The 24725-nt window shown below is 61.3% G+C and carries 23 protein-coding genes and 3 pseudogenes; 10 read left to right on the forward strand and 16 right to left on the reverse strand.

Annotation, left to right across the window (positions count from 1 at the left end):
* Nucleotides 1-54: 54 nt before the first annotated feature.
* On the reverse strand, nt 55-1839 hold the full coding sequence (locus JFT85_RS08285; RefSeq protein ID WP_162232017.1) for an ABC transporter transmembrane domain-containing protein: 1785 nt from the start codon (nt 1837-1839) through the stop codon (nt 55-57).
* 246 nt (nt 1840-2085) lie between these two features.
* Between JFT85_RS08285 and JFT85_RS08290 the strand changes: the two genes are divergently transcribed.
* Nucleotides 2086-2259 carry a PA1571 family protein gene (locus JFT85_RS08290; protein WP_053255030.1) on the forward strand — a complete coding sequence of 58 codons (174 nt, stop codon included), beginning with the start codon at nt 2086-2088 and terminating at the stop codon, nt 2257-2259.
* 53 nt (nt 2260-2312) lie between these two features.
* Here JFT85_RS08290 and pdxB read toward each other — a convergent pair whose 3' ends face one another.
* Nucleotides 2313-3455, reverse strand: a complete 1143-nt coding sequence (gene pdxB / locus JFT85_RS08295) for a 4-phosphoerythronate dehydrogenase PdxB (protein WP_069552660.1) — start codon at nt 3453-3455, stop codon at nt 2313-2315.
* Between the two features lie 286 nt (nt 3456-3741).
* Here pdxB and JFT85_RS08300 point away from each other — a divergent pair.
* Nucleotides 3742-5123 (forward strand): annotated as a pseudogene (locus tag JFT85_RS08300) (MATE family efflux transporter).
* Here the strand turns inward: JFT85_RS08300 and tusA are convergent.
* The gene (gene tusA, locus JFT85_RS08305) at nt 5120-5371 is read right to left on the reverse strand and encodes a sulfurtransferase TusA (RefSeq protein WP_053255027.1); all 252 of its coding nucleotides are present in this window, start codon (nt 5369-5371) and stop codon (nt 5120-5122) included. The pseudogene JFT85_RS08300 and the gene tusA sit on opposite strands and share 4 nt — an antisense overlap.
* Before the next feature lie 141 nt (nt 5372-5512).
* Nucleotides 5513-6589 carry a 23S rRNA (cytidine(2498)-2'-O)-methyltransferase RlmM gene (gene rlmM / locus JFT85_RS08310; protein WP_053255026.1) on the reverse strand — a complete coding sequence of 359 codons (1077 nt, stop codon included), beginning with the start codon at nt 6587-6589 and terminating at the stop codon, nt 5513-5515.
* Nucleotides 6590-6785: 196 nt separating this feature from the next.
* Between rlmM and acnA the strand changes: the two genes are divergently transcribed.
* On the forward strand, nt 6786-9527 hold the full coding sequence (gene acnA / locus JFT85_RS08315) for an aconitate hydratase AcnA (RefSeq protein WP_169875782.1): 2742 nt from the start codon (nt 6786-6788) through the stop codon (nt 9525-9527).
* Between the two features lie 127 nt (nt 9528-9654).
* On the opposite strand, the gene JFT85_RS28450 is transcribed toward acnA, so the two are convergent.
* From JFT85_RS28450 to cysK, 5 genes and pseudogenes are all read right to left on the reverse strand, one after another.
* Nucleotides 9655-9831, reverse strand: coding sequence for a hypothetical protein (locus JFT85_RS28450; protein WP_242486525.1), 177 nt, complete (start codon nt 9829-9831; stop codon nt 9655-9657).
* Between the two features lie 62 nt (nt 9832-9893).
* A pseudogene (locus JFT85_RS08325) lies at nt 9894-10004 on the reverse strand (aspartyl beta-hydroxylase); the annotation flags it as partial.
* 138 nt (nt 10005-10142) lie between these two features.
* Nucleotides 10143-10253 (reverse strand): annotated as a pseudogene (locus tag JFT85_RS08330) (aspartyl beta-hydroxylase); the annotation flags it as partial.
* Nucleotides 10254-10392: 139 nt separating this feature from the next.
* On the reverse strand, nt 10393-11331 hold the full coding sequence (locus JFT85_RS08335) for an aspartyl/asparaginyl beta-hydroxylase domain-containing protein (protein WP_053255024.1): 939 nt from the start codon (nt 11329-11331) through the stop codon (nt 10393-10395).
* 279 nt (nt 11332-11610) lie between these two features.
* Nucleotides 11611-12585, reverse strand: coding sequence for a cysteine synthase A (cysK, locus tag JFT85_RS08340; RefSeq protein WP_073637154.1), 975 nt, complete (start codon nt 12583-12585; stop codon nt 11611-11613).
* 124 nt (nt 12586-12709) lie between these two features.
* Here cysK and JFT85_RS08345 point away from each other — a divergent pair, with 124 nt between their 5' ends.
* The 4 genes from JFT85_RS08345 (at nt 12710) to JFT85_RS08360 (ending at nt 16227) form a co-directional block, all read left to right on the forward strand.
* The gene (locus tag JFT85_RS08345; RefSeq protein WP_073637155.1) at nt 12710-13783 is read left to right on the forward strand and encodes a DUF748 domain-containing protein; all 1074 of its coding nucleotides are present in this window, start codon (nt 12710-12712) and stop codon (nt 13781-13783) included.
* 92 nt (nt 13784-13875) lie between these two features.
* A complete protein-coding gene (locus JFT85_RS08350) occupies nt 13876-14097 on the forward strand; it encodes a hypothetical protein (RefSeq protein ID WP_053255021.1) in 222 nt (73 codons plus the stop codon).
* A 106-nt stretch (nt 14098-14203) separates the two neighbouring features.
* Entirely contained in the window at nt 14204-15049 is an 846-nt protein-coding gene (locus tag JFT85_RS08355) for an AAA family ATPase (RefSeq protein WP_003210690.1), read from the forward strand.
* The gene (locus JFT85_RS08360; RefSeq protein ID WP_073637157.1) at nt 15049-16227 is read left to right on the forward strand and encodes a vWA domain-containing protein; all 1179 of its coding nucleotides are present in this window, start codon (nt 15049-15051) and stop codon (nt 16225-16227) included. The genes JFT85_RS08355 and JFT85_RS08360 overlap by 1 nt, the downstream gene beginning before the upstream one ends.
* A 121-nt stretch (nt 16228-16348) precedes the next feature.
* Here JFT85_RS08360 and JFT85_RS08365 read toward each other — a convergent pair whose 3' ends face one another.
* Genes JFT85_RS08365 through JFT85_RS08375 form a run of 3 tightly spaced genes read right to left on the reverse strand, consistent with a single transcriptional unit; the run spans nt 16349 to nt 18701 of the window.
* Entirely contained in the window at nt 16349-17263 is a 915-nt protein-coding gene (locus JFT85_RS08365) for a 5-oxoprolinase subunit C family protein (RefSeq protein ID WP_053255019.1), read from the reverse strand.
* Nucleotides 17260-17964, reverse strand: coding sequence for a 5-oxoprolinase subunit B family protein (locus JFT85_RS08370; RefSeq protein ID WP_073637158.1), 705 nt, complete (start codon nt 17962-17964; stop codon nt 17260-17262). Before JFT85_RS08370 ends, JFT85_RS08365 begins: the two co-directional genes overlap by 4 nt.
* Nucleotides 17961-18701 (reverse strand): 5-oxoprolinase subunit PxpA, encoded by a 741-nt coding sequence (locus JFT85_RS08375; protein ID WP_073637159.1) that lies wholly within the window; start codon nt 18699-18701, stop codon nt 17961-17963. Before JFT85_RS08375 ends, JFT85_RS08370 begins: the two co-directional genes overlap by 4 nt.
* Before the next feature lie 175 nt (nt 18702-18876).
* Between JFT85_RS08375 and JFT85_RS08380 the strand changes: the two genes are divergently transcribed.
* Complete coding sequence (locus JFT85_RS08380; protein ID WP_053255016.1) at nt 18877-19791, forward strand: LysR family transcriptional regulator; 915 nt, start codon at nt 18877-18879, stop codon at nt 19789-19791.
* A gap of 125 nt (nt 19792-19916) precedes the next feature.
* Here JFT85_RS08380 and JFT85_RS08385 read toward each other — a convergent pair whose 3' ends face one another.
* From JFT85_RS08385 to JFT85_RS08395, 3 genes are read right to left on the reverse strand one after another with little or no spacing between them, the layout of a single operon-like run.
* Nucleotides 19917-20459: a DUF2937 family protein gene (locus JFT85_RS08385; RefSeq protein ID WP_053255015.1), complete on the reverse strand. Its 543-nt coding sequence runs from the start codon at nt 20457-20459 to the stop codon at nt 19917-19919.
* Between the two features lie 11 nt (nt 20460-20470).
* Nucleotides 20471-21247, reverse strand: a complete 777-nt coding sequence (locus JFT85_RS08390) for a class II glutamine amidotransferase (protein WP_053255014.1) — start codon at nt 21245-21247, stop codon at nt 20471-20473.
* Between the two features lie 30 nt (nt 21248-21277).
* Nucleotides 21278-21814, reverse strand: a complete 537-nt coding sequence (locus JFT85_RS08395) for an MFS transporter (RefSeq protein ID WP_069553789.1) — start codon at nt 21812-21814, stop codon at nt 21278-21280.
* A 21-nt stretch (nt 21815-21835) separates the two neighbouring features.
* On the opposite strand from JFT85_RS08395, the gene JFT85_RS08400 reads away from it, so the two are divergent.
* Both JFT85_RS08400 and JFT85_RS08405 read left to right on the forward strand, forming a co-directional pair.
* Entirely contained in the window at nt 21836-23890 is a 2055-nt protein-coding gene (locus tag JFT85_RS08400; protein WP_201229654.1) for a S9 family peptidase, read from the forward strand.
* Between the two features lie 66 nt (nt 23891-23956).
* Entirely contained in the window at nt 23957-24430 is a 474-nt protein-coding gene (locus tag JFT85_RS08405) for a cyclic nucleotide-binding domain-containing protein (RefSeq protein ID WP_053255011.1), read from the forward strand.
* Here the strand turns inward: JFT85_RS08405 and JFT85_RS08410 are convergent.
* A complete protein-coding gene (locus tag JFT85_RS08410; RefSeq protein ID WP_078827881.1) occupies nt 24427-24711 on the reverse strand; it encodes a hypothetical protein in 285 nt (94 codons plus the stop codon). The genes JFT85_RS08405 and JFT85_RS08410 overlap by 4 nt on opposite strands.
* Between the last annotated feature and the right edge of the window lie 14 nt (nt 24712-24725).

Consider the following 24725-nt stretch of genomic DNA (forward strand, 5'->3'; position numbering starts at 1 on the left):
GAAATAAAAATGCCCGCATTGAGCAATGCGGGCATTTTTTATGGCGGGCGCTATTCAGTGTGCAGCGCTCTCCTCCACCCCATCACTGAACTGCAATGCCGCCAACCGCGCATACAGCGGATTGCTCGCAATCAACTGCTGATGCGTGCCGACCGCCACCAACTTGCCCTGGTCCATCACCGCGATCCGATCCGCGTTCTTTACCGTGGCCAAACGGTGCGCGATGACCAGGGTGGTGCGGCCCTGCATCAACTGCGGCAGCGCCTGCTGGATCAGGTGTTCACTCTGCGCATCGAGGGCACTGGTGGCTTCGTCCAGCAACAGGATCGGCGCGTCCACCAGCAACGCGCGGGCGATGGCCAGGCGTTGACGTTGGCCGCCGGAGAGGCCCATGCCGCCGTCGCCGAGGTGGGTCTGGTAGCCATTGGGCATTTGCAGGATGAAGTCATGGGCATGGGCGATGCGCGCGGCGGCCTCGACCTCGGCGGTCGTGGCGGACGGATTGCCATAGCGGATGTTTTCTTCGACGCTGCCGAAAAACAGCGCCGGGCTCTGGGACACCAGTGCGAAGTGCCGGCGCAGGTCCATGGGGTCGAGTTCCGTCAGCGCGTGGCCTTCGAGCAGGATGCGGCCGTGCTGGGGGTCGTAGAAACGCAGCAGCAGGTCGAATATCGTCGACTTACCCGCGCCGGACGGGCCGACGAGGGCCAGGGTTTCGCCGGGGTTGATGGTCAGGCTCAAGCCGTCGATGGCGTAGCTGTCCGGCCGCGAAGGGTAGGAAAAGCGCAGGTCTTGCAGTTCCATACGGCCGCTGACCCGCGCCGGCAACCGCACAGTGCCATCGGTGGGCGCGTGGATTTCATTATTCGATTGCAATAACTCGCCAATGCGCTCGGCAGCCCCCGCCGCGCGCTGCAGTTCGCCGAGCACTTCGCTCAACGTGCCGACAGCGCTGCCGACGATCAAGCTGTAAAACACGAACGCCGCCAGCTCACCGCCGGAAATCCGCCCGCCGATCACGTCCATCCCGCCCACCCACAGCATCACGCCCACGGCGCCCAGCACCAGCATGATCACCAGGGTAATCAGCCAGGCACGCTGCGCAATGCGCTTGCGCGCGGTGGCAAACGCTTCTTCCACGGTGACGGCGAAGCGTTGTTCGTCCTGGACCTGGTGATTGTAGGCTTGCACGGTCTTGATCTGGCCAAGGGTCTCGGACACGTAGCTGCCGACATCGGCAATCCGGTCCTGGCTCAGCCGCGACAGGCTGCGCACGCGCCGACCGAAGATCAGGATCGGCGCCAGCACCAGCGGCAGCGCAATGACCACGATACTGGTGAGCTTGGGGTTGGTGACAAACAGCAGGACGATACCGCCGATGACCATCAAGGCGTTGCGCAGGAACAGCGACAGCGACGAGCCGATCACCGATTGCAACAAGGTAGTGTCAGTGGTCAGCCGCGACTGGATTTCCGAGCTGCGGTTGTTTTCGTAAAAGCCTGGGTGCAGGTAGATCAGGTGGTTGAAGACTTGCCGACGGATGTCCGCCACCACCCGCTCGCCGATCCACGAGACCCAATAAAACCGTGCAAATGTACCCACCGCCAGGCCCAGCACCAGAATCATGAACAGGCCGATGGACCGGTTGAGCAGGTGCGGCGACTGGGTCATGAACCCCTGGTCCACCAGCAGGCGAATGCCCTGCCCCATGGACAAGGTGATGCCCGCAGTGACGATGAGTGCCAACAAAGCACCCAGTGCCTGCCAGCGGTACGGCGCAATAAAGCGGCTGGCCAGTCGAATGGCACGGCGTTGACGGACGGAGAACATGGCGGGCATCACCTGCGTGAGGGAGTTGGATAACTACATCCCAACATTGGGGGAACTTGGGGGAATAACAATGAGTCAGGTTAATTATGCCCGCCGACACTGATCCCTAGAGGCTTTCGGTCTAATGCCTGGCTGGAAATTTGTATCGGTTTCTGGTGGACTGGGTGTTCGAACCGCTGGCTTTGTAAGGAGTTGTAATAGCACGGTCACGCGGGGGAATTACAGTAGGTACACAACCTGATGAGGAGACAGGCCATGACCTTGCAAAACAGCAGCGATGCCAAGATTGAAGTGATCCGCCAACCGCAGCATCTGCCTTGCTCCGTCATCGACGCCCAAGGCCGCGAAGTGCAGATTACCGAAGAGATGATCCAGCAAGCCTGCCGCGAGCTGGAACAGCGACTGGTCAAGCCTGCCAAGCAAGGCTGAAGCGCCCACGCTCTTGCAGACCCGGCCTTGATGGCCGGGTTTTTTATGGGTGCTTAAAGCGCTACCGCACCCAGCGCCGACACGATGTTCGACAACTGCGCCGATTCGCCGTTGATGCGGACTTTCAAGCCATCAATCTCACGCCGCTCCGGGTAGTGCTTGCGCAGCAGGTCGAACGCCTTGCGTTGCTCTTCCACGGTGCCGACAAGGCTGCGCCGGAAATCCGCATCATCCCGGCGGGGGTCGTACACGCTGCGACACAAGGTCGCCAACGCCCAGGCCGGCTCGGTCGATGCATTCAGGTGGACCTCGGCCAGCCAAGGTTGCGGCAGCAGATCACTTAACTGAATGCTCGGTTCGTGGCCCAGGTGGGCGCAAAGGGCCTGGTAAATCTGCGCGGTACCACGCTGTTTGCCGTCGAGACTGTAGCCGGCGATATGGGGAGTAGCCAGCACGCACAGGTCGGCCAGGTCGACGTCCACTTGCGGCTCGCCTTCCCACACATCCAGCACGGCTTGCAGGTCTTCGCGTTGCAGCAACACCTCGCGCAGGGCGGCGTTGTCCACCACCGGGCCACGGCTGGCGTTGATCAGCCAGGTGCCGGGCTTGAGGCGGTTGAGCCGTTCGCGATCAAGCAGGTGCCAGGTGGAGCCGTTACCGGACTTGGTCAGCGGCGTGTGCAGGCTGATCACATCGCACTGCTCGATAATCTGCTGCAGGCTGACGTAATCACCGTCTTCGGCAATCTGGCGCGGCGGGTCACACACCAATACGTTCCAGCCCAGGCCCTTGAGTACCGTCACCAGGCGAGCGCCCACTTCACCGGCACCCACCACACCGTAGGTGCGCTGGTTAAGGTCGGCGCCTTCGATCTCGGCCAGGGTCTGCAAGCTACCCAGCACATAGTCCACCACGCCGCGCGCATTGCAGCCAGGGGCGCTGGACCAGGCGATACCGGCCTGCTTGAAGTAATCCAGGTCCAGGTGATCGGTGCCAATGGTGCAGGTGCCGACAAAGCGCACTTGCGTGCCTTCCAGCAAGGCGCGATTGACGTTGGTCACCGAGCGCACCAGCAGCACATCGGCCTGCTCGACCGTGGCACGGTCGATGGAACGGCCGGGCACTCGGCGAATTTCGCCAAACCCTTCAAAAAAGGCATCGAGCAGCGGGATATTTTCGTCGGCAACAATCAGCATGGCAGGCTCCTTTCGCGGACCAGCAGTGTACAGGGATGCGACCTGCGTTCCAGCGCAGATGCCAGGTGGGCAGTGCTTATGTGGGAGCTGGCTTGCCTGCAATGCAGGCGACTCATTCTGTCGCTCAACACCGAGATGAGGCCATCGCAGGCAAGCCAGCGCCCACAAGGGTTCGGTGCCAGCCGGAAGATCGCATTACAAATCGCTAACACAGGTTTTTTCCTGACCACTGCGTCAGCGCGTAGACTTCGCCGTCCTTTGCAACTCTTTTACTGGACACCCGCACGTGAACACCGCCACCGCCCCCTCTCCCGCCCCGCCCGCGTCAGTCGCGAGGTGCGCAGCCTGCTGACCCTGGCCCTGCCGATCATGATCGGCCAACTCGCCACCACTGCCATGGGCTTCGTCGATGCGGTGATGGCCGGGCGCGTGAGCCCGCGAGACCTGGCGGCCGTGGCCTTGGGCAACTCGATCTGGATTCCGGTGTACCTGCTGATGACCGGCACGCTGCTGGCCACCACGCCCAAAGTCGCTCAGCGCTTCGGCGCCGGTCACCACACCGAGATTGGCCCGCTGGTGCGCCAATCCCTGTGGCTGGCCGTGGTGGTGGGCATCACTGCCCTGCTGATGCTGATCAGCGCCGAGCCGATCCTACATGCGATGAATGTCGACCCCGAGCTGATCAAACCGTGCATGGCCTACCTGCACGGCATCGCATCGGGCATGCCCGCCATCGCCCTGTATTACGTGTTGCGTTGCTTCAGTGATGGCCTGGGCCGTACGCGCCCGAGCATGGTCATGGGCCTGTGCGGGCTGGCGTTGAACATTCCACTGAACTACGTGTTCATTTATGGCCACTTCGGTGTGCCGGCCATGGGCGGCGTGGGCTGTGGCTGGGCCACGGCGATTGTGATGTGGGTGATGATGCTCGGCCTCGCCGCCTGGACCCGCTGGGCACCGGCGTACCAGAGCAGCGAGTTGTTCAAGCGTTTCGACTGGCCGCAATGGGCCGTGATCAAGCGCGTGCTGGGCATCGGCCTGCCGATCGGGATCGCGGTGTTTGCCGAATCGAGCATCTTTGCGGTGATCGCCCTGCTGATCGGCAGCCTGGGCGCCAACGTGGTGGCCGGGCACCAGATCGCGCTGAACTTCAGCTCGCTGGTGTTCATGATCCCCTATTCGCTGAGCATGGCGGTCACGGTGCGGGTCGGCCAGGCATTGGGCCGTGGCGAGCCGCGCGAAGCACGCTTTGCCGCCGGGGTCGGCATGGGCACGGCACTGACCTACGCGTGCCTGTCCTGCAGCCTGATGCTGCTGTTTCGCGAACAGATTGCCACGATTTACACGCCTGACCCGCGGGTGATCCACGTGGCGTCGATGCTGATCGTGTTTGCGGCGCTGTTCCAGTTCTCCGACGCGATCCAGGTCACCGCTGCCGGCGCGCTGCGCGGCTACCAGGACACACGGGTGACCATGGTGCTGACCTTGTTTGCTTACTGGGGCGTGGGGTTGCCGGTGGGTTATGCCCTGGGGCTGACCGATTGGCTGGGCGCAGCGAGTGGGCCGAGCGGCCTGTGGCAAGGGCTGATCGTGGGCTTGAGCTGCGCCGCGGCGATGCTGGTGATCCGCCTGGCACGCAGCGCGCGCCGGCGGATTCGCCGGGTTTAAGCGGACTTCTTGCGAATCCAGTACAGGTACGTACCGGCGTGTTCCTGCTGATCCACCAGTTCGTGGTCCAGGAACACACAGAACTTGGGAATATCGCGGCGGGTCGACGGGTCGGTCGCGATCACCTTGAGCAGGCCGCCAGGCGGCAGGTCACGGATGTGCTGGTGCAGCATCATCACCGGTTCCGGGCAGTTGAGGCCCGTCGCATCGAGCACGGCGTCTACGGGCAAATCGAGAGGCTGATTCATACATCACTCCTGAAACAGACCCACTCTCCTGTGGGAGCGGGCTTGCCCGCGATAAGGGGCACATTCACTATAAATTTCGACTGTTATACCGCCATCGCAGGCAAGCCAGCTCCCACATTTTGAGCGGCGTGCGGCTCAACGTCAGCGCGACTTGGTCTTCTTCACATCCACCAGCCGACGCAGGTGGCAAGTCACTTCCTCACGGTCGTGGTACAGCTGCTTGCAGCCGATTTCCACGCGAATGCCCCGCGCCTTGAAACCGTCTTCAATACGCTCCAGCAAGCGTTTCACTTCAGCGTAACGCTGCTTCATCGGCAACTTCAGGTTCACCACCGCCTCGCGGCAATAGCCCTCGCCGATCCAGGTTTCCAGGAGGGCCGCGTTACGCGCCGGTTTCTCGACGATATCGCAGACCATCCAGTCTACCGGTTGCTTGGGCACGAAGGTAAAGCCGTCAGCCATCAAATGCTGCACCAGGCCAGTGTCCATCAGGCTTTCGGCCATCGGCCCGTTGTCGATGGCGGTCACCAGCATGCCGCGGTTGACCAACTGCCAGGTCCAACCGCCAGGGGCGGCGCCGAGGTCGACACCGGTCATGTCGCCGTGCAGGCGCTCGTCCCACTGGTCGCGGGGGATGAAGTGGTGCCAGGCTTCTTCCAGTTTCAGGGTCGAACGGCTTGGCGCCTCACGCGGGAATTTCAGGCGCGGGATGCCCATGGGCCACATCGCCGAGTTATTCGACTCAGCCAGGCCCATGAACACTTCGCGGCCGCTTTTGAAGGTCAGCAGCAGGCGCGGCTTGCTCGGGTCATCCACCAGCTTGCCGGCGTTCAACAAGGCTTTGCGCAAGTGCACTTCGAATTTCTTGCAGAAGTTGGAGAGTTCCTTGCCGTCGTTGGTGTCGACCATCTCCAGCCACAGGCTGCCGCACACCGGGAAGCCTTGCAGGTGGGCGAGGATCACGCTGATGCGGTCGGTTTCCGGCAGGTCGATGAATACCCCGCGCGCCCACTGCCTCGGGAAGATCAGCTCGGCAAAGCGCTGGCCGTGCATCAGGCGCTGGGCGCCGTCTTCTTCGGTGCAGACAAATTCGGCGCAGGCGCTGCCGGTCTTGGTCTTGGCATAGCCGGAAACGTTCAGGCGCGCGGCGTGTTCCGCGATCTCGGAACAGACTTCGCCTTCAAAACCCGGGCGGCAGTGCATAAAAAGGGTGTTCATCAACTCTCCTGGTGACTCAACCGGCATTGCTCTATCGCAATACCTGTCATGAAAACGCGCGCATGATAGCCGAGTTCGGAACCTTGGACTTAACGATAGAGTCCAGTTATTAGCCTGCTAATGAAAACAGGGCTAAGTTGAAAGCTCTGTTCGTCCCGTCAGGTCCGTAGCCGTGCGGACCATAAGGAGTCATGTAATGTCATCCGTTGATAGCCTGAGAACCCTTAAAACACTGGAAATAGACAGCAAGACCTACCACTACTTCAGTCTGCCCGAGGCGGCCAAGAGCCTGGGTGACCTGGACACGCTGCCGATGTCGCTCAAAGTGCTGCTGGAAAACCTGCTGCGCTGGGAAGACAACAAGACCGTCACCGGCGCCGACCTCAAGGCCATCGCTGCCTGGCTCAAAGAGCGCCAGTCCGACCGCGAAATCCAATACCGCCCCGCCCGCGTGCTGATGCAGGACTTTACCGGCGTGCCCGCCGTGGTCGACCTGGCCGCCATGCGCGCCGCCGTGGCCAAGGCCGGCGGCGACCCGCAGCGTATCAACCCGCTGTCCCCCGTGGACCTGGTGATCGACCACTCGGTGATGGTCGACAAGTTCGGCAGCGATAGCGCGTTTGAGCAGAACGTCGACATCGAAATGCAGCGCAACGGCGAACGCTACGCCTTCCTGCGCTGGGGCCAAAGCGCCTTCGACAACTTCAGCGTGGTGCCACCGGGCACCGGCATCTGCCACCAGGTCAACCTTGAATACCTCGGCCGCACCGTGTGGACCAAAGACGAAGACGGCCGTACCTACGCCTTCCCCGACACCCTCGTCGGCACCGACTCCCACACCACCATGATCAACGGGCTCGGCGTACTGGGCTGGGGCGTGGGCGGGATCGAAGCGGAAGCGGCGATGCTCGGCCAACCGGTGTCGATGCTGATCCCGGAAGTAATCGGCTTCAAGCTCACCGGCAAACTCAAAGAAGGCATCACGGCGACCGACCTGGTGCTGACCGTCACGCAGATGCTGCGTAAAAAAGGCGTGGTGGGTAAATTCGTCGAATTCTATGGTGATGGCTTGGCCGATTTGCCCCTGGCCGACCGTGCGACCATCGCCAACATGGCCCCGGAATACGGCGCCACCTGCGGCTTTTTCCCGGTGGATGACGTGACCCTGGACTACCTGCGCCTGTCAGGCCGCCCGGCAGAAACCGTGAAGCTGGTCGAGGCCTACACCAAGGCTCAGGGCCTGTGGCGCAATGCCGGCCAGGAGCCGGTGTTCACCGATACCCTGGCGTTGGACATGGGCAGTGTCGAAGCGAGCCTCGCCGGGCCGAAACGCCCGCAGGACCGTGTTTCGCTGCCGCATGTGGCACAAGCCTTCAGTGACTTCCTCGATCTGCAATTCAAACCCACCACCAAAGAAGAAGGCCGCCTGGAAAGTGAAGGCGGTGGTGGTGTCGCCGTGGGCAATGCCGACCTGGTCGGCGAAACCGACTACGAATACGAGGGCCACACCTATCGCCTGAAAAACGGCGCGGTGGTGATTGCAGCGATTACCTCGTGCACCAACACCTCCAACCCCAGTGTGATGATGGCCGCCGGCCTGGTGGCAAAAAAGGCCGTGGAGAAAGGCCTCACCAGCAAACCGTGGGTGAAAACCTCCCTGGCGCCCGGCTCCAAAGTGGTCACCGACTACTACAAGGCGGCGGGCCTTACCCACTACCTCGACAAGCTTGGCTTTGATCTGGTCGGCTACGGCTGCACCACGTGCATCGGCAACTCCGGCCCGTTGCCCGAGCCGATCGAAAAAGCCATCCAGAAAGCCGACCTCGCGGTCGCCTCGGTGCTGTCCGGCAACCGTAACTTTGAAGGCCGCGTGCACCCGCTGGTGAAAACCAACTGGCTGGCCTCGCCGCCGCTGGTGGTCGCCTACGCATTGGCCGGCACCGTGCGTATCGATATCAGCAGCGAGCCGCTGGGCGAAGGCAAGGACGGCCAGCCGGTGTACCTGAAAGACATCTGGCCAAGCAGCCAGGAAATCGCCGACGCCGTCGCCCAGGTCAGCACCGGCATGTTCCACAAGGAATACGCCGAAGTATTTGCCGGTGATGAGCAGTGGCAAGCCATTGAAGTGCCGCAGGCCGCGACTTACGTGTGGCAAAAGGACTCCACCTACATTCAGCACCCGCCGTTCTTCGATGACATTGCCGGGCCATTGCCGGTGATCAAAGACGTTAAAGGCGCGAATGTGCTGGCGCTGCTGGGCGACTCGGTGACCACCGACCACATCTCCCCTGCCGGCAACATCAAGACCGACAGCCCCGCCGGGCGCTACCTGCGCGAGCAAGGTGTCGAGCCGCGTGACTTCAACTCCTACGGCTCACGCCGGGGCAACCATGAAGTGATGATGCGCGGCACGTTTGCCAATATCCGCATCCGCAACGAGATGCTGGGCGGTGAGGAAGGCGGCAACACCCTGTACATCCCGACTGGCGAGAAAATGCCCATTTACGACGCTGCCATGAAATACCAGGCGTCGGGCACGCCGCTGGTGGTGATTGCCGGTCAGGAATACGGCACCGGTTCAAGCCGCGACTGGGCGGCCAAGGGCACCAACCTGCTGGGGGTGAAGGCGGTAATCGCCGAGAGCTTCGAGCGGATTCACCGCTCCAACCTGGTCGGCATGGGCGTACTGCCATTGCAGTTCAAGCTGGATCAGAACCGCAAGGCACTCAAACTGACCGGCAAGGAAAAGATCGACATTCTCGGGCTGACCGATGCCGAGATCGAGCCACGGATGAACCTGACGCTGGTGATTACGCGCGAGGATGGCAGCAGCGAGAAGGTCGAGGTGCTGTGCCGGATTGATACCCTCAATGAAGTCGAGTACTTCAAGGCGGGCGGGATTCTGCACTATGTACTTCGGCAGTTGATCGCGTCGTAAGCAACACTGCAAAACCAAAAGTGGGAGCGGGCTTGCTCGCGAATGCGCAGTGTCAGCCGATACATTCTTGACTGACCCACCGCTTTCGCGAGCAAGCCCGCTCCCACATTTTTAACCGCGTTTCAAATTAGCCGAACAACCACTTCCACAACAGCACCAGCACGACGACCGCCAGCACCGGCCGCGCACCTTTGAATGCTTGCGCTTCCACTGCGTGACGCCAGCTGATCGCGTCGTAAGCAACACTGCAAAACCAAAGGTGGGAGCGGGCTTGCTCGCGAATGCGGAGTGTCAGTCGATACATTCTTGACTGACCCACCGCTTTCGCGAGCAAGCCCGCTCCCACATTTTTAACCGCGTTTCAAATTAGCCGAACAACCACTTCCACAACAGCACCAGCACAACCACCGCCAGCACCGGCCGTGCAATGCGGTAGGCCTTTGGATGCTTGCGCTTCCACTGTTTGACGCCAGCTGATCGCGTCGTAAGCAACACTGCAAAACCCAATGTGGGAGCGGGCTTGCTCGCGAATGCGCAGTGTCAGTCGATACATTCTTGACCGACCCACCGCTTTCGCGAGCAAGCCCGCTCCCACATTTTTAACCGCGTTTCAAATTAGCCGAACAGCCACTTCCACAACAGCACCAGCACAACCACCGCCAGCACCGGCCGCGCAATGCGGTAGGCCTTCGGATGCTTGCGCTTCCACTGTTTGACGCCAGCTGATCGCGTCGTAAGCAACACTGCAAAACCCAATGTGGGAGCGGGCTTGCTCGCGAACGCGGTGGATCAGTCAATTAATCTATCGACTGACACTGCGCATTCGCGAGCAAGCCCGCTCCCACATTTTTAACCGCGTTTCAAATTAGCCGAACAGCCACTTCCACAACAGCACCAGCACGACGACCGCCAGCACCGGCCGCGCAATGCGGTAGGCCTTTGGATGCTTGCGCTTCCACTGCTTGACCACACCGCTGAACTTGTCGCTGAAGGCCTTGCTCCAGGCATAGGCCTGGTTGATCCCGCCCACACGCTCATCGTCGAGGTTTTGCGGCGCCGTGGCGCGGCCCAATTGCTTGCTGACCCAGCGGTTGATGCGCGTCATCACCCGGTTGCTCAGCGGGCGTTCGATGTCGCAGAACAGAATCACGCGGGTCTTTTCCGTCTCGTTCTTCACCCAGTGCACGTAGGTTTCATCGAACATCACGTCTTCACCATCGCGCCAGGCGTAGACCTGGCCATCGACGAAGATGCGGCAGTCGTCGGAGTTGGGCGTGGACAAGCCCAGGTGATAACGCAGCGAACCGGCAAACGGGTCGCGGTGCGGGTTGAGGTGGCTGCCACCCGGCAGCAGCGCAAACATTGCGCCCTTGACGTTGGGGATGCTGCTGACCAGCGCCACGGTCTTCGGGCACAGGGCCTCGGCCGATGGCAGCGGTTTGTCGTACCACTTGAGGTAGAAGCGCTTCCAGCCCTTCTTGAAAAACGAACCGAAACCGGCGTCGTTGTTCTTTTCGGCGGCGCGGATGTACCCCTCGTCGAACAGGTGCATCGCCTCTTCGCGAATCACTTCCCAGTTGTCCTTGAGCACATCCAGCTCGGGGAACTTGCTGCGGTCCAGGTACGGCTTGGACGGCACAGCCGAGAACAGATACATCAAAGCGTTATACGGGGCGAACAGCGCCGAATGGTTGACGAACTGGCGCAACATCGGCAAACGGGCCTTGCCGCGCAGGTGCACATACAGCGTGCTGCCGATAAACAACAGCAGCACCGACAGTTTGGCGGCCAAAGAAAAGGTCATGCAGCAACTCCTGGAAATAAGCGCCTGGCCAGCAACCTCCCGTCAACGGGAAACCAGACGTAGCAGCCGGCCATGATAAACAGTTGGGCCATTATGCAGAAGGCCTGGGCCGACCGGCTGACATAAATCAAAACCTTGTGGCGAGTCGAACCCTTATGGTGAGCGGGCTTGCCCTAATGCAGTTCCGTTAAGCGAACACGATGCTCAAAGCAGCGAAGATCAAATGTGGGAGCGGGCTTGCCCGCGAAGACGTCGGCCCCGCCCGCCACCGATAACCGATCAGGCCTGGTTGTCCTGCTCGGTAAACAAATCGCTGAACAACATGCTCGACAGGTAGCGCTCACCCGAGTCCGGTAGCACCACCACGATGGTCTTGCCCTGCATTTCCGGTTTCTCGGCCAGACGTACCGCCACCGCCATGGCGGCGCCGCAGGAGATTCCGCACAGAATCCCCTCTTCCTGCATCAAGCGCCGGGCCATGGCCTTGGATTCGTCGTCGGTCACCAGCTCCACACGGTCAACCATCGACAGATCGAGGTTTTTCGGCACGAAACCGGCGCCAATGCCCTGGATTTTATGCGGGCTGGGTTTGATCTCTTCACCGGCCAGCGCCTGGGTAATCACGGGCGAGGCGAAGGGTTCAACGGCCACCGACAGAATCGGCTTGCCGGCAATGTTCTTGATATAGCGCGACACACCGGTAATGGTGCCGCCGGTGCCCACCCCCGCTACCAGTACGTCCACGGCGCCATCAGTGTCGTTCCAGATCTCCGGGCCGGTGGTTTTCTCGTGGATCGCCGGGTTGGCCGGGTTTTCGAACTGGGCCGGCATAAAGTAGCTCGCCGGGTCGCTGGCGAGGATCTCGGCAGCCTTTTCGATTGCGCCCTTCATACCCTTGGCCGGTTCGGTCAGCACCAGCTCGGCGCCCAGGGCCTTGAGCACTTTGCGGCGCTCAATGCTCATGGACGACGGCATGGTCAGCAGCAGCTTGTAGCCACGGGCGGCGGCGACGAACGCGAGGCCAATGCCGGTGTTGCCGGAGGTCGGTTCTACAATGGTCATGCCGGGTTTGAGTTTGCCGGTGCTTTCGGCGTCCCAGATCATGTTTGCGCCAATGCGGCACTTCACCGAATAACCCGGGTTACGCCCTTCGATCTTGGCCAGGATGGTCACGCCACGCGGTGCGATGCGGTTGATCTGAACCAGGGGCGTGTTACCGATGGAGTGCGCGTTGTCTGCAAAGATGCGGCTCATGACGGGTCCTTAAGGCAATTTCAATAAGGCTCCAAGGGTATGCCTCAGGTAGGGAGGCGTCCAGTCAGAGGAACGTTGCGCCAATACACGCGGTCCACCGCCTATACCGATGGAGAACCTGAACATGAAACGTCGCTACAGTGGGCTGCTATGGATCGTCGCCATACTGGTGGTCGTACTGATCGCTCTGGATCTCGCCCTGCCCTACCTGGTGCGCAACTACCTGAACGACAAGCTCGCCGACATGGGCGATTACCGCGGCCAGGTCACGGACGTTGACGTGGCCCTGTGGCGCGGCGCCTACAAGATCAACGGCCTGCAGATCGTCAAGGTCGACGGCAAGGTGCCGGTACCGTTCGTCAAGGCGCCGGTGATCGACCTGTCGGTGAGCTGGCATTCGCTGTGGTACGACCACGCGGTGGTCGCCGAGGCGCAGTTCTTCCAGCCGGAGCTGAATTTCGTCGACGGCGGCAACCAACAGGCCTCCCAGACCGGTAAAGGCACCGACTGGCGCGAGCAATTGAGCAAATTGCTGCCGATTACCCTCAACGAAGTGCGCATTCAGGACGGCAAGATCGCCTTCCACAACTTCACGTCCAAGCCAGCTGTGAATATCTACGCCACCGAGGTCAACGCCAGCATCTATAACCTGACCAACGTCGTCGATGTGAAGGGCAAACGTGACGCCAGCTTCGAAGGCAAGGCGCTGCTGCTCGGGCAGGCCCCTCTGGAAGCCACGGCCGCCTTCGACCCACTGAGCAATTTCGAAGACTTCGAATTCCGCTTTCGCGCCAAAGACATCCAGCTCAAGCGCCTGAATGACTTCGCCTCGGCCTACGGCAAATTCGACTTCAAGGCCGGCACCGGCGCGCTGGTGGTCGAAGCCCAGGCGGACAACGGCCAGTTGAACGGTTACATCAAGCCGTTGCTGCGCGATGTAGAAGTGTTCGATTGGAAACAGGATGTAGAGAACAAGGACAAGAATATCTTTCGTTCGATCTGGGAAGCCGTGGTCGGCACCAGTGAGACGGTGCTGAAGAACCAGAACAAAAACCAGTTTGCCACCCGCGTAGAACTCAGCGGCAACGTGCACCAGCAAAATCTCAGCGCGTTCTCGGCAGTGTTGGCGATTTTGCGCAATGGGTTTATCCAGGCCTTCAATGCGGGCTATGAACAACCAAAGCCCAGTGCTGAGTGAACCACACGCCTGCAGGGCAACCATGGCGCAAGGCTGAGCCCTGGTTTATTGTGCCGCCGAGCAACGTTCAAACACTGGTAAGGACACTGAACATGCGCATCTGCGGCTGGATACTGACAATTCTTGGTTATCTCTGGGCCTTTTCCGGCTGTGTGCGAATAGGGCTATTCGCCATGCACGGCGGGCCGATGGCTGGCCAGATGATCCTCATCAGCCTCGGCACCCTGGTTTTAGCCGCACTCGCCCTCTGGGGCGGCAGCAAGCTCAGGGATAAAGCCGATGCGCGGGCATACGCATTGGAACAAAACCGTTAGCCGCCACGCGTGACCGTCCATTCAGAGACTGAATAACCCGTCTGCGTTCACAGTCGCCGGGGCTGCGCGGTATAGTCCGGGCATTGATGAATGCGAGGAATAACCGATGAAGTTCGAAGGCACCCAGGCCTACGTTGCCACCGATGACCTGAAACTGGCCGTGAACGCCGCTATCACCCTGGAACGGCCATTGCTGGTCAAGGGCGAGCCGGGCACCGGCAAGACCATGCTCGCCGAGCAACTGGCCGAATCCTTCGGCGCCAAGCTGATTACCTGGCACATCAAGTCCACCACCAAGGCACATCAGGGCCTCTACGAGTATGACGCGGTCAGCCGTCTGCGCGACTCGCAGCTGGGCGTGGACAAAGTGCACGACGTGCGCAACTACCTGAAAAAGGGCAAGCTCTGGGAAGCCTTCGAGTCCGAGGAGCGGGTGATTCTGCTGATCGATGAAATCGACAAGGCTGACATCGAGTTCCCCAACGACCTGTTGCAAGAACTCGACAAGATGGAGTTCTACGTCTACGAAATCGACGAGACCATCAAGGCCAAGAAACGCCCGATCATCATCATCACCTCCAACAACGAAAAAGAGCTGCCGGACGCATTCCTGCGCCGCTGCTTCTTCCATTACATCGCCTTCCCCGACCGTACGACCCTGCAAAAGATCGTCGACGTGCACTACCCCGACATCAAGAAAGACCTGGTCAGCGAAGCGCTGGACGTGTTTTTCGACGTGCGCAAAGTGCCAGGCCTGAAGAAAAAGCCGTCCACCTCCGAACTGGTCGACTGGCTCAAGTTGCTGATGGCCGACAATATCGGTGAAGCCGTGCTGCGCGAACGCGACCCCACCAAAGCCATCCCGCCGCTGGCCGGGGCCTTGGTGAAGAACGAGCAAGACGTGCAATTGCTGGAGCGTCTGGCGTTCATGAGCCGTCGCGGTAATCGATAATGTTGCTCAACCTGTTCAATGAGATGCGTGCCGCCAAGGTGCCGGTGTCGGTGCGCGAGCTGCTCGACTTGATCAATGCGCTGAAACAGCGCGTGGTCTTCGCCGACATGGACGAGTTTTACTACTTGGCCCGGGCAATCCTGGTGAAGGACGAGCGGCATTTCGACAAGTTCGACCGGGCATTCGGCGCCTATTTCAACGGCCTGGAAAAGCTCGACGACCACCTGCAGGCGCTGATCCCCGAAGACTGGCTGCGCAAGGAGTTCGAACGTACGCTGAGCGCTGAGGAGCGCGCGCAAATCCAGTCCCTCGGCGGCCTGGACAAGCTGATCGAAGAATTCAAGAAGCGCCTGGAAGAACAGAAAGAACGCCATGCCGGCGGCAACAAGTGGATCGGCACCGGTGGCACCAGCCCGTTCGGCTCCGGCGGCTACAACCCGGAAGGCATTCGCGTCGGCGACGCCGGCAAGCGCCAGGGCAAGGCGGTGAAAGTCTGGGACCAGCGTGAGTACAAGAACCTCGACGACCAAGTGGAGCTGGGCACGCGCAACATCAAGATCGCCCTGCGCCGCCTGCGCAAATTCGCGCGCCAGGGTGCGGCCGAAGAGCTGGATATCGACGGCACTATCGACCACACCGCCCGCGATGCCGGCTTGCTGAATATCCAGATGCGCCCGGAGCGGCGTAACACCATCAAGCTGTTGCTGCTGTTCGACATCGGCGGCTCGATGGACGCCCATGTGAAGATCTGCGAAGAGCTGTTCTCGGCCTGCAAGACCGAGTTCAAGCACTTGGAGTACTTCTACTTTCACAACTTCGTGTACGAATCGGTGTGGAAGAACAACCAGCGCCGCACGTCGGAGCGCACCTCCACCCAGGATTTGCTGCACAAGTATGGCGCTGACTACAAAGTGATTTTTATCGGCGATGCGTCGATGGCGCCGTATGAAATCACCCAGGCCGGCGGCAGCGTCGAGCACTGGAATGAAGAGCCTGGGTATGTGTGGATGCAGCGCTTCATGGCCAAGTACAAGAAGCTGATCTGGATAAACCCGTACCCGAAGGACACGTGGGGGTATACGGCCTCGACAGGGATCGTGCGGGAGTTGGTCGAGGATCAGATGTATCCGCTGACCTTGCGCGGCTTGGAAGAAGGGATGCGCTTTCTCTCCAAGTAAACGCTAAGGCAAATGTGGGAGCGGGCTTGCTCGCGAAAGCGGTGGGTCAGTTATTGATGGACTGACTGACACCCTGCATTCGCGAGCAAGCCCGCTCCCACATGTTGGGTTACGGTGATCTTTAGCCCGCGGTGAAGCGCTGCAAAAACTCCACATGCTGCCGATGCGCCGTCTCCTGGACCACCGGCACCAAGCGCACCTTATCCCCCGGCAGGCACTGCGCCAGCCGCGCCAGCGCCAACGGCGTCAACGCGCCCAATCGCGGGTAGCCACCAATGGTCTGCCGGTCATTGAGCAACACAATCGGCTGCCCATCCGGCGGCACCTGGATGGCTCCGAGTGGAATCCCTTCAGAGATCAACGACGGCCCCTGGTACTGCAACGGCGTGCCCAACAGGCGCATGCCCATGCGATCCGCGCGGCTGTCGAGGGCCCACTCGGTATTGAACGCATCGAACAAACTTTGCCCGCTGAACTGGCCGATCTGCGCGCCGACTATCACCTCCAGTGGCGCCTTGGCGGGCAAATCAGGCGCACTCAGCACGTTCATCGCGCCGCCCGCGCCGGAATACGTCAAGCGCCCGCCCACGGCCAACGCCGTGCCGAAACCGTCCACCCCGCCCAACGCTTCACGTACCACCGTGGAGCGACTGCCCAGCACAGCCGGCGCATCAAACCCGCCCGGTGCCGCCAGATAAGCGCGCGCACCGTTGAACGGCTGGGTAAAGCGCAAACGCTGACCCTTTTGCAGGATAAAACTGCGCCCCGGGCTGATCGCACGCTCATCGATATACGCGCCCAGATCCGCACCGGCCAAGGCCAGCAAGCAATACGCCTCGGCCTGCACGGTAAACCCGCCCAAGGTAATTTCCACCACGGGCTTATCCAGGGCATTCCCCAGCAGCCAATTGGCCCAGGTCATCGACACCCAATCCAGCGCGCCGCCCTGCGTCACGCCCAGATGCCGCACGCCAAAACGGCCGGCGTCCTGCAACAGACACAGCGGCGTGCTGGCCTCGATCAACAAGCGGCTCATGCCTGCGCCTCCAATGGCGTGTCATCGCCACCCAGGTTGATGAATTCGGCGTGGCTGACCGCTTCGAAGCGCACCGTATCGCCGGGTTGCATCAGGCTGTAGCCATCGCGTGCACGGTCGAACAGCTTGGCCGGGGTGCGGCCGATCAGGTTCCAGCCACCGGGGGACACCACCGGGTAGGCAGCAGTTTGCCGTTCGGCAATGCCCACGCTGCCGGCGGCCACGCGTTTACGTGGGGTGTTCAGCCGTGGCGTGGCAAGGATCTCGTCCACCAGGCCCATAAAGGCAAACCCAGGCGCAAAGCCGAGGGCAAACACTTGGTATTCGTGAGCGCTGTGGCGACGGATGACCTCCTCTACCGCCAGGCCACTGCGCTGGCTGAGCAGGTTCAGTTCGGGGCCGACACTCAGGTCGTACCACACCGGCAACACGTGGCACTGGCCGCTGCCCTGGGCCTGGGGTTGCAGGTCGGTCAGCGCCTGGCCAATCAGCGCCCGTGCCTGGGCCGGGCTCAACGCAGTGAGGTCGTAATGCACCATCAGCGTGGTGTAGGACGGCACCAGATCCACCAGTGCCGCGCCGAACCCGTCGCGCAGGCGCTGGGTGGCGGCCAGCATCCACGGCATATTGGCTTCGGCAATCACATCGAACAGACGCACCATCAGGCAGTCGATCGCCACCACTTCAATGCGTGGCTTCATGCTGGCTTCAACGCCTCGCGAATGCGCTGCACTGCGGCGACCGAACTGGCGTTATCGCCGTGCACACACAGGGTATTGGCCTGCAACACCAAGGCGCTGCCATCGCTGGCGGTCAGGGCTTCACCACGGGAAATCGTCAGGGCTTGCTGCACGATGGTGGTTGAGTCGTGGTGCACGGCACCCGGCAACTGGCGGGAAACCAGGTGCCCCTTGTGGTCGTAGGCACGGTCGGCGAAGGCTTCAAACCACAGGGTCACGCCGTATTCGTCGCCCACTGCCTGGGCTGCGCGGTTGTCGCGGGTGGCCAGCAGCATCAGCGGCAAGTCGCCATAGGCGGCCACGGCCTGGATCACCGCGCGCAATTGCGCCGGGTTGGCCATCATGTCGTTGTACATCGCGCCATGGGGTTTGACGTAGCTGACCCGCCCACCTTGCGCCCGGCAGATGCCGTCGAGGGCACCGATCTGGTAGTGCAACAGGTCCTGGATTTCCTCGGTGCTATAGGCCATCGAGCGCCGACCGAAACCTTGCAGGTCCTGGTACGCCGGGTGCGCCCCTACTTGCACGCCGTGCTTGAGGGCCAGGCTGACGGTCTTGCGCATGATGCTCGGGTCGCCGGCATGGAAGCCGCAGGCCACGTTGGCACAATCAATAAACGGCATGACCTCGGCGTCCAGACCCATGGTCCAGTTGCCAAAGCTTTCGCCGATGTCGCAATTCAGTAGCAGACGGCTCACGGTGGGTGCTCCTGTAGGCTTTATCGTTTTTGTAGTGTGGGATTCTTTACGCAGAACTCGCAACTTGTCCTGACACCCCCACGACGCTTATCGTGGAATAGCTCGATTTTTGGCGTTTGCCCGGTGCGGCGTCCAACTAATAAAAACCGATCCATGCATAAGAAAAGTTGATCCCATGAATTTGAAGTTCCTCGAAACCTTCGTCTGGGTGGCCAAGCTCAAGAGCTTTCGCCTGACTGCCGAGAAGCTGTTCACCACCCAGGCCTCGATCTCCAGCCGCATCGCCGTGCTCGAAAGCGAGCTGGGCGTGAAGCTGTTTCTGCGCGACTCGCGCGGCGTGAGCCTGACCCCGGACGGCTTGAAGGTGCTCGATTACGCCGAGCAGATGATGGTAACCATGCAGGGCCTCAAGCAGTCCCTGGAAACCACCAGCAGCAAGGTCGGGCGGATTCGGATCGGCGCGATGGACACGGTTATCCACACTTGGCTGAGCCCGCTGGTTGCTGAATTGATGGACCACTTCCCCCTGGTGGAAATCGAATTAGTCGCCGATACCGCACTCAATCTCAGCGATCAGCTGCAAAAAGGCTTCCTCGACCTGATCCTGCAAACCGACTTGCTGCGCCTCGAAACGGTGCGCAGCCTGGAACTGGCCAGCCACCCCATGGCCTGGATCGTCGCCAGCCACTCCCTGTACAACCGCGACTACGCCTCCCTCGCCGAACTGGCCCAGGAGCGCATCATCACCTATTCGAAAAACTCCCACCCGCACCAGGACGTGCTGAGCCTGATGCAGGCCAACGGCGTCGCCGCCCCTCGCATGAACTGTGTGAACTCGGTATCGGCCATCACCCGCTTGCTGCGCGATGGTTTCGGGATTGGCGCGTTGCCGCCGGTGCTGGTCAGCGAGGAGCTGGCGCGCGGCGAGTTGGTGATGTTGCCGATGACGCAAACGCTGCCGAACTTGCAGGTCGTGGTGTCGTGGCGTGTTGGGGTGGAGTTGGTGGAGGAGATAGTCGGGCTGTGCCAGAAGGTCGTGGCCAGGTATGCCGAGGAGGTGGGTGAACAGCACATGGTGCTAAGCCACTGAAGAAACCGGATACAAATGTGGGAGCGGGCTTGCTCGCGAAAGCGGTGTATCAGTCAACACATGAATTAACTGACAGACCGCATTCGCGAGCAAGCCCGCTCCCACAGTTAGATTTGCGACAGTCTTTAGAGGCCTTTGAGGTCACGCTCTTCAATCGGCCGGCTCTGGCGCAGGCGCTTGCCGCCCAACACCACCCAGTCGATCAGGCGGAACAGGCACTCGATGCCGAATGACAACAACATCGCCCCGCCCAGGCCCCAGCCCATGGCTTGCGGCGTGAGCAGGATCTGGTAGCTGTAGCCGTTCCAGGTTTCCAGGCGAATCGCCGGGTCGGCAGCCACCGCCACTTGCAGGGCACGGATGTACCACGGGCCTTGCATGGCCTGGAATTGCTTGTCCAACGCCACTTGGCGATCGAGCATCGTGCCCAGGCTGTTGGCATCGCTCTGGAACACCGGGTCGTCACTGGCACGGTAATGCGCCACCAACGCCTTCAAGTCACCATTGAAAAACTGCCGTGCGGTGCTTTCAAACCCGCTGAGGCCAGTCTGCGCCTCGATCAGGTGGGCCTCGACGCGTTTGGCATAGTCGTTGATAAACCCCGGCACCTGCACGCCGACCAACAAGCCAATGGCAAACAGCACCAACCGCAGATAACTCAGCAACATGGTCGATATCCTTACTCGGTGATGCCCTGGCTGACGCATTCACCGCGTCGCCACAGGCTCCATTGGCCCGGTTCGTAGCGGGTCCAGTTTTCATTGTCGGTCAACGGCTCGGTCGCGATCACCGTCACTACATCATTGGGCGTGGTTTCGGCCTGAAAATCGACGATCACGTCGACATCTTTCAAACGCGCCGGGCCAAAGGGTGCGCGCCGGGTAATCTGCGCCAATTTGGTCGAGCAGTAGCAAAACAGCCAGTCGCCGTCGCTGAGCAGGCAGTTGAACACGCCTTTGCTGCGGTAGTCGGCGCAGGCAGCGATCAAGTCCGGCAGCACTTGTTCGATGTCCACCGGTTCCGGGAAGGCTTCGCGCACGCGGTTGAGCAGGTCACAGAAGGCCGCTTCGCTGTCGGTATCACCCACCGGGCGGTAGAACGTGGCGCGCGGGTTGAAGTCGGCCAATTGGCCGTTATGGGCGAAGCACCAATTGCGCCCCCACAGCTCGCGCACGAACGGATGAGTATTGGACAGGCACACCTTGCCCACATTGGCCTGGCGGATATGGCCAATCACCACCTCACTTTTGATCGGGTAACGCTGCACCAGCAGCGCGACTTCCGACTCGCTGCTGGCGGCCGGGTCCTGGAACAGACGCAGGCCACGGCCTTCGTAAAAGGCGATGCCCCAACCGTCGCGGTGGGGGCCGGTACGCCCGCCCCGCTGCATCAGCCCGGTAAAGCTGAACACGATATCGGTGGGGACGTTGGCACTCATGCCCAATAATTCACACATGCCAGGGCTCTCGCTGCAGGGCGTACAACGTTAAAGGCGCGGTTCGACCCGCATACCGCTGACCGGCGCCGGGCGACGGTAAGGCTCGTCGTCTTCGTCCACCGGCTCGGCGGCCAGGGCCGCATCGGCAGCGGCCTTGCGCTCACGTCGGGCGTTGGCGGCGCGCTCGATGGGCCAGCGGATCAACACAAAGATGATATACACGCCCAACGCGATCAGCGTGTACATGAACAGGTCGGAGATGGCGCGCCAGGCGTTATTGCCCACATGCAGCACCAAATCAAGGGCGGTGATCGCCACTGCGGGTGCAAACTGGGTCTTGACCGGGTCGACGATGGTCGGGCTCAACAGCAGCACCGCCATCAGCAACTGCAGCGGCTCGCGCAGCCAGCGCCAGATCCAGCGGGTCATGCGCCACCATACCAACAGGCAGCCCAAAGCGGCGAAGGCGTAAAGGCCCCAAGCGGTCAGATAGTCGTTCTCGGTCATGGTGTCCATGGCAAGGTAGGCAAACAGGCGGCTATGATAACGGCTTTTGCGTGTCTCGGCTGCAATGCCTGCCACCATCTGCCAGACAGAGAGTAGTCCATGCCTTCATCGTCCCCCCTCACTGCCGCCCCGATTGCCCGCAAGGCCGAAGGCCAGGACCCGTACGCCTGGCTGCAAGCGCGTGACACGGCGCCAGTCCTCGATTACCTCAAGGCCGAAAACACCTGGCAGGAAGCACAGCTCGCCGACCAGGCAGCCCTGCGCGAAACCCTGTTCGAAGAGATCAAGGGCCGCATTCTCGAAACCGACTTGTCCCTGCCCTCACCGTGGGGGCCGTACCTGTATTACACGCGCACCACGGCGGGTGACGAATATGCCCGCCACTACCGTTGCCGCCGTCCGACGGATGACAGCAATGGGGTGGACGAAAACAGCGAAGAACTGCTGCTCGACCCCAACGCCCTGGCCAATGGCGGCTTTTTCTCCCTCGGCGCGTTCAGCATCAGCCCCGACCACCAGCGCCTGGCCTACAGCCTCGACACCAGTGGTGAAGAGATTTACACCCTGTACGTGAAGGAATTGGCCAGCGGCAAAGTCAGCGAACTGGAGTTTGAAGACTGCGACGGCAGCATGACCTGGGCCAATGACAGCCTGACCCTGTTCTTCGGCGAGTTGGACGACACCCACCGCCCGCACAAACTGTATCGCTACCGCCTGGACGGTACCGCGGCGCAGGAAGTGTTCCACGAGCCTGACGGACGCTTCTTCCTGCATTGCTACCGCTCCAGCTCCGAGCGCCAGTTGTTGCTGGCCCTGGGCAGCAAGACCACCAGCGAAATCTGGGCCCTGGACGCTGACCAGCCGCACCTGGACTTCACCTGCCTGGCGCCACGGGTCGAGGACCATGAATACGATGTCGACCACGGCATGCGCGACGGCGAATGGACCTGGTTTATCCGCAGCAACCGCGACGGCATCAACTATGCGCTGTTCGTCGCCGCCGACACCGGCGGTGTACCGACCGAAGACCAATGGCAAAACCTGATCCCCCACAGCGATGATGTGATGCTCGATGGCGTGACCCTCAACGCCAGCGCGATGACCTCGAGCCTGCGCATCGGCGGCCTGCCGGTGATCGAAGTGCACCCACAGGGCTTGCCGACCTATCGGGTGGAATTGCCTGACGCCGCCTACAGCCTTTACGTGCAGAACAGCCTGGAATTCCCGAGCGACAAGATCCGCCTGCGTTATGAAGCCCTGAACCGTCCGGCCCAGGTGCGCCAGCTGGAATTGGCGAGCGGTGCGCAAGTCGTGCTCAAGGAAACCCGGGTGCTTGGCGTGTTCAACGCCGACGACTACGTGAGCCAGCGTCTGTGGGCCACCTCGGCCGACGGCACCCAGGTGCCGATCAGCCTGGTGGTCAAGCGCGACCAACTGGGCCAGCCGACGCCGCTGTACCTGTACGGCTACGGCGCCTACGGCCAAAGCCTTGACCCGTGGTTCTCGCATGCGCGCCTGAGCCTGCTGGACCGAGGCGTGGCGTTTGCCATTGCGCATGTACGCGGTGGCGGCGAGTTGGGTGAAGCCTGGTACCGCAACGGCAAGCAGGAACACAAACAGAACACCTTCAGCGACTTTATCGCCTGCGCCGAGCACTTGATCGGCGCGGGGCTGACCACCTCCAAGCAACTGGCCATCAGCGGCGGCAGTGCCGGCGGCCTGTTGATCGGCGCGGTGCTCAATCAGCGTCCGGCGCTGTTCCAGGCGGCCATCGCCGAAGTGCCGTTCGTCGATGTGCTCAACACCATGCTCGACCCGGAGCTGCCGCTGACCATCACCGAGTACGACGAGTGGGGCAACCCCGAAGAAGCTGAGGTGTATGCGCGCATCAAGGCCTACGCGCCTTATGAAAACGTCAGCGCCCAGGCCTATCCGGCCCTGCTCGTGATCGCCGGTTACAACGACAGCCGCGTGCAGTACTGGGAAGCGGCCAAGTGGGTGGCCAAGTTGCGTGACACCAAGACGGACGACAACCTGCTGCTGCTCAAGACCGAATTGGGCGCCGGCCACGGCGGCATGAGCGGCCGTTACCAGGGATTACGTGACGTAGCACTCGAATATGCCTTTGTGTTCAAGGCGCTGGGGTTGATTTAGGAACTTCGCGCGGCGGTCCTGTCTGAACACAGGACCGCCTACTCGATTGATGGATCAAGATTAGTCATGCCCCAACCCACACTACTCAACAATGAAATCCGCGACATGCTGATGGACTGCGGCCTGTTCGACCCCTTGTTGCCGGAAGATTTCCACGTGGCGGCGGGCTACTTCAATATCAGCAACATTGCCCAGGGCGAGGTGATTTTCCTTGAGGGCGATGCCGGCACCTTCATGTGCATCCTCCACAGTGGGCAGGTGGCCGTGCAGAAAACCAACCACGAAGGCCAGCGCGTGACCATCGCCACCCTGCGCAGTGGCCGGGCGTTTGGCGAGATGGCGGTGCTCGATGGCGAACGGCGTTCTGCCAGTTGCCTCGCGGCAAGTGACAGCGTGCTGCTGAACCTGGGCAAGGATTCCCTGGAAAAAATGCTCAACGAAGCCCCCAGGGTGGCGGCCAAGATCATCCGCGCGATTGCCATCGCCTTGTCCAAGCGCCTGCGCATGGCCGACGGGCAATTACTGTCTCAACAGTTTTAACCGCCGGGGGTCTTGGGTTTGCTGTCGTTTTGCAGCAGGCCGGGCACCGTCTGATCTTTTGGCGGTGTCGGTAACACGATCGGCACCAACGCAGGTGAACCGTTCGCCGTGGCTTTAGGCGCGACAGGCGGGGTGACTTGCGGATACAGCGTCGGTGTTGGTGTGCCCGGCGCACCGGGGGTTGGCGCGGGTGCGACCGGCACGGTTTGCACCTCTTGCGCCTGCGCCACACCCAATGTGAGCGCGCTCAACACAATGACCGTTAGAATGCTGCACTTCATCGATGGCTCCATGG

Origin of the sequence: Pseudomonas sp. TH04 (genome assembly GCF_016651355.1) — a bacterium.
GTDB classification, from domain to species: Bacteria; Pseudomonadota; Gammaproteobacteria; order Pseudomonadales; family Pseudomonadaceae; genus Aquipseudomonas; species Aquipseudomonas fluorescens.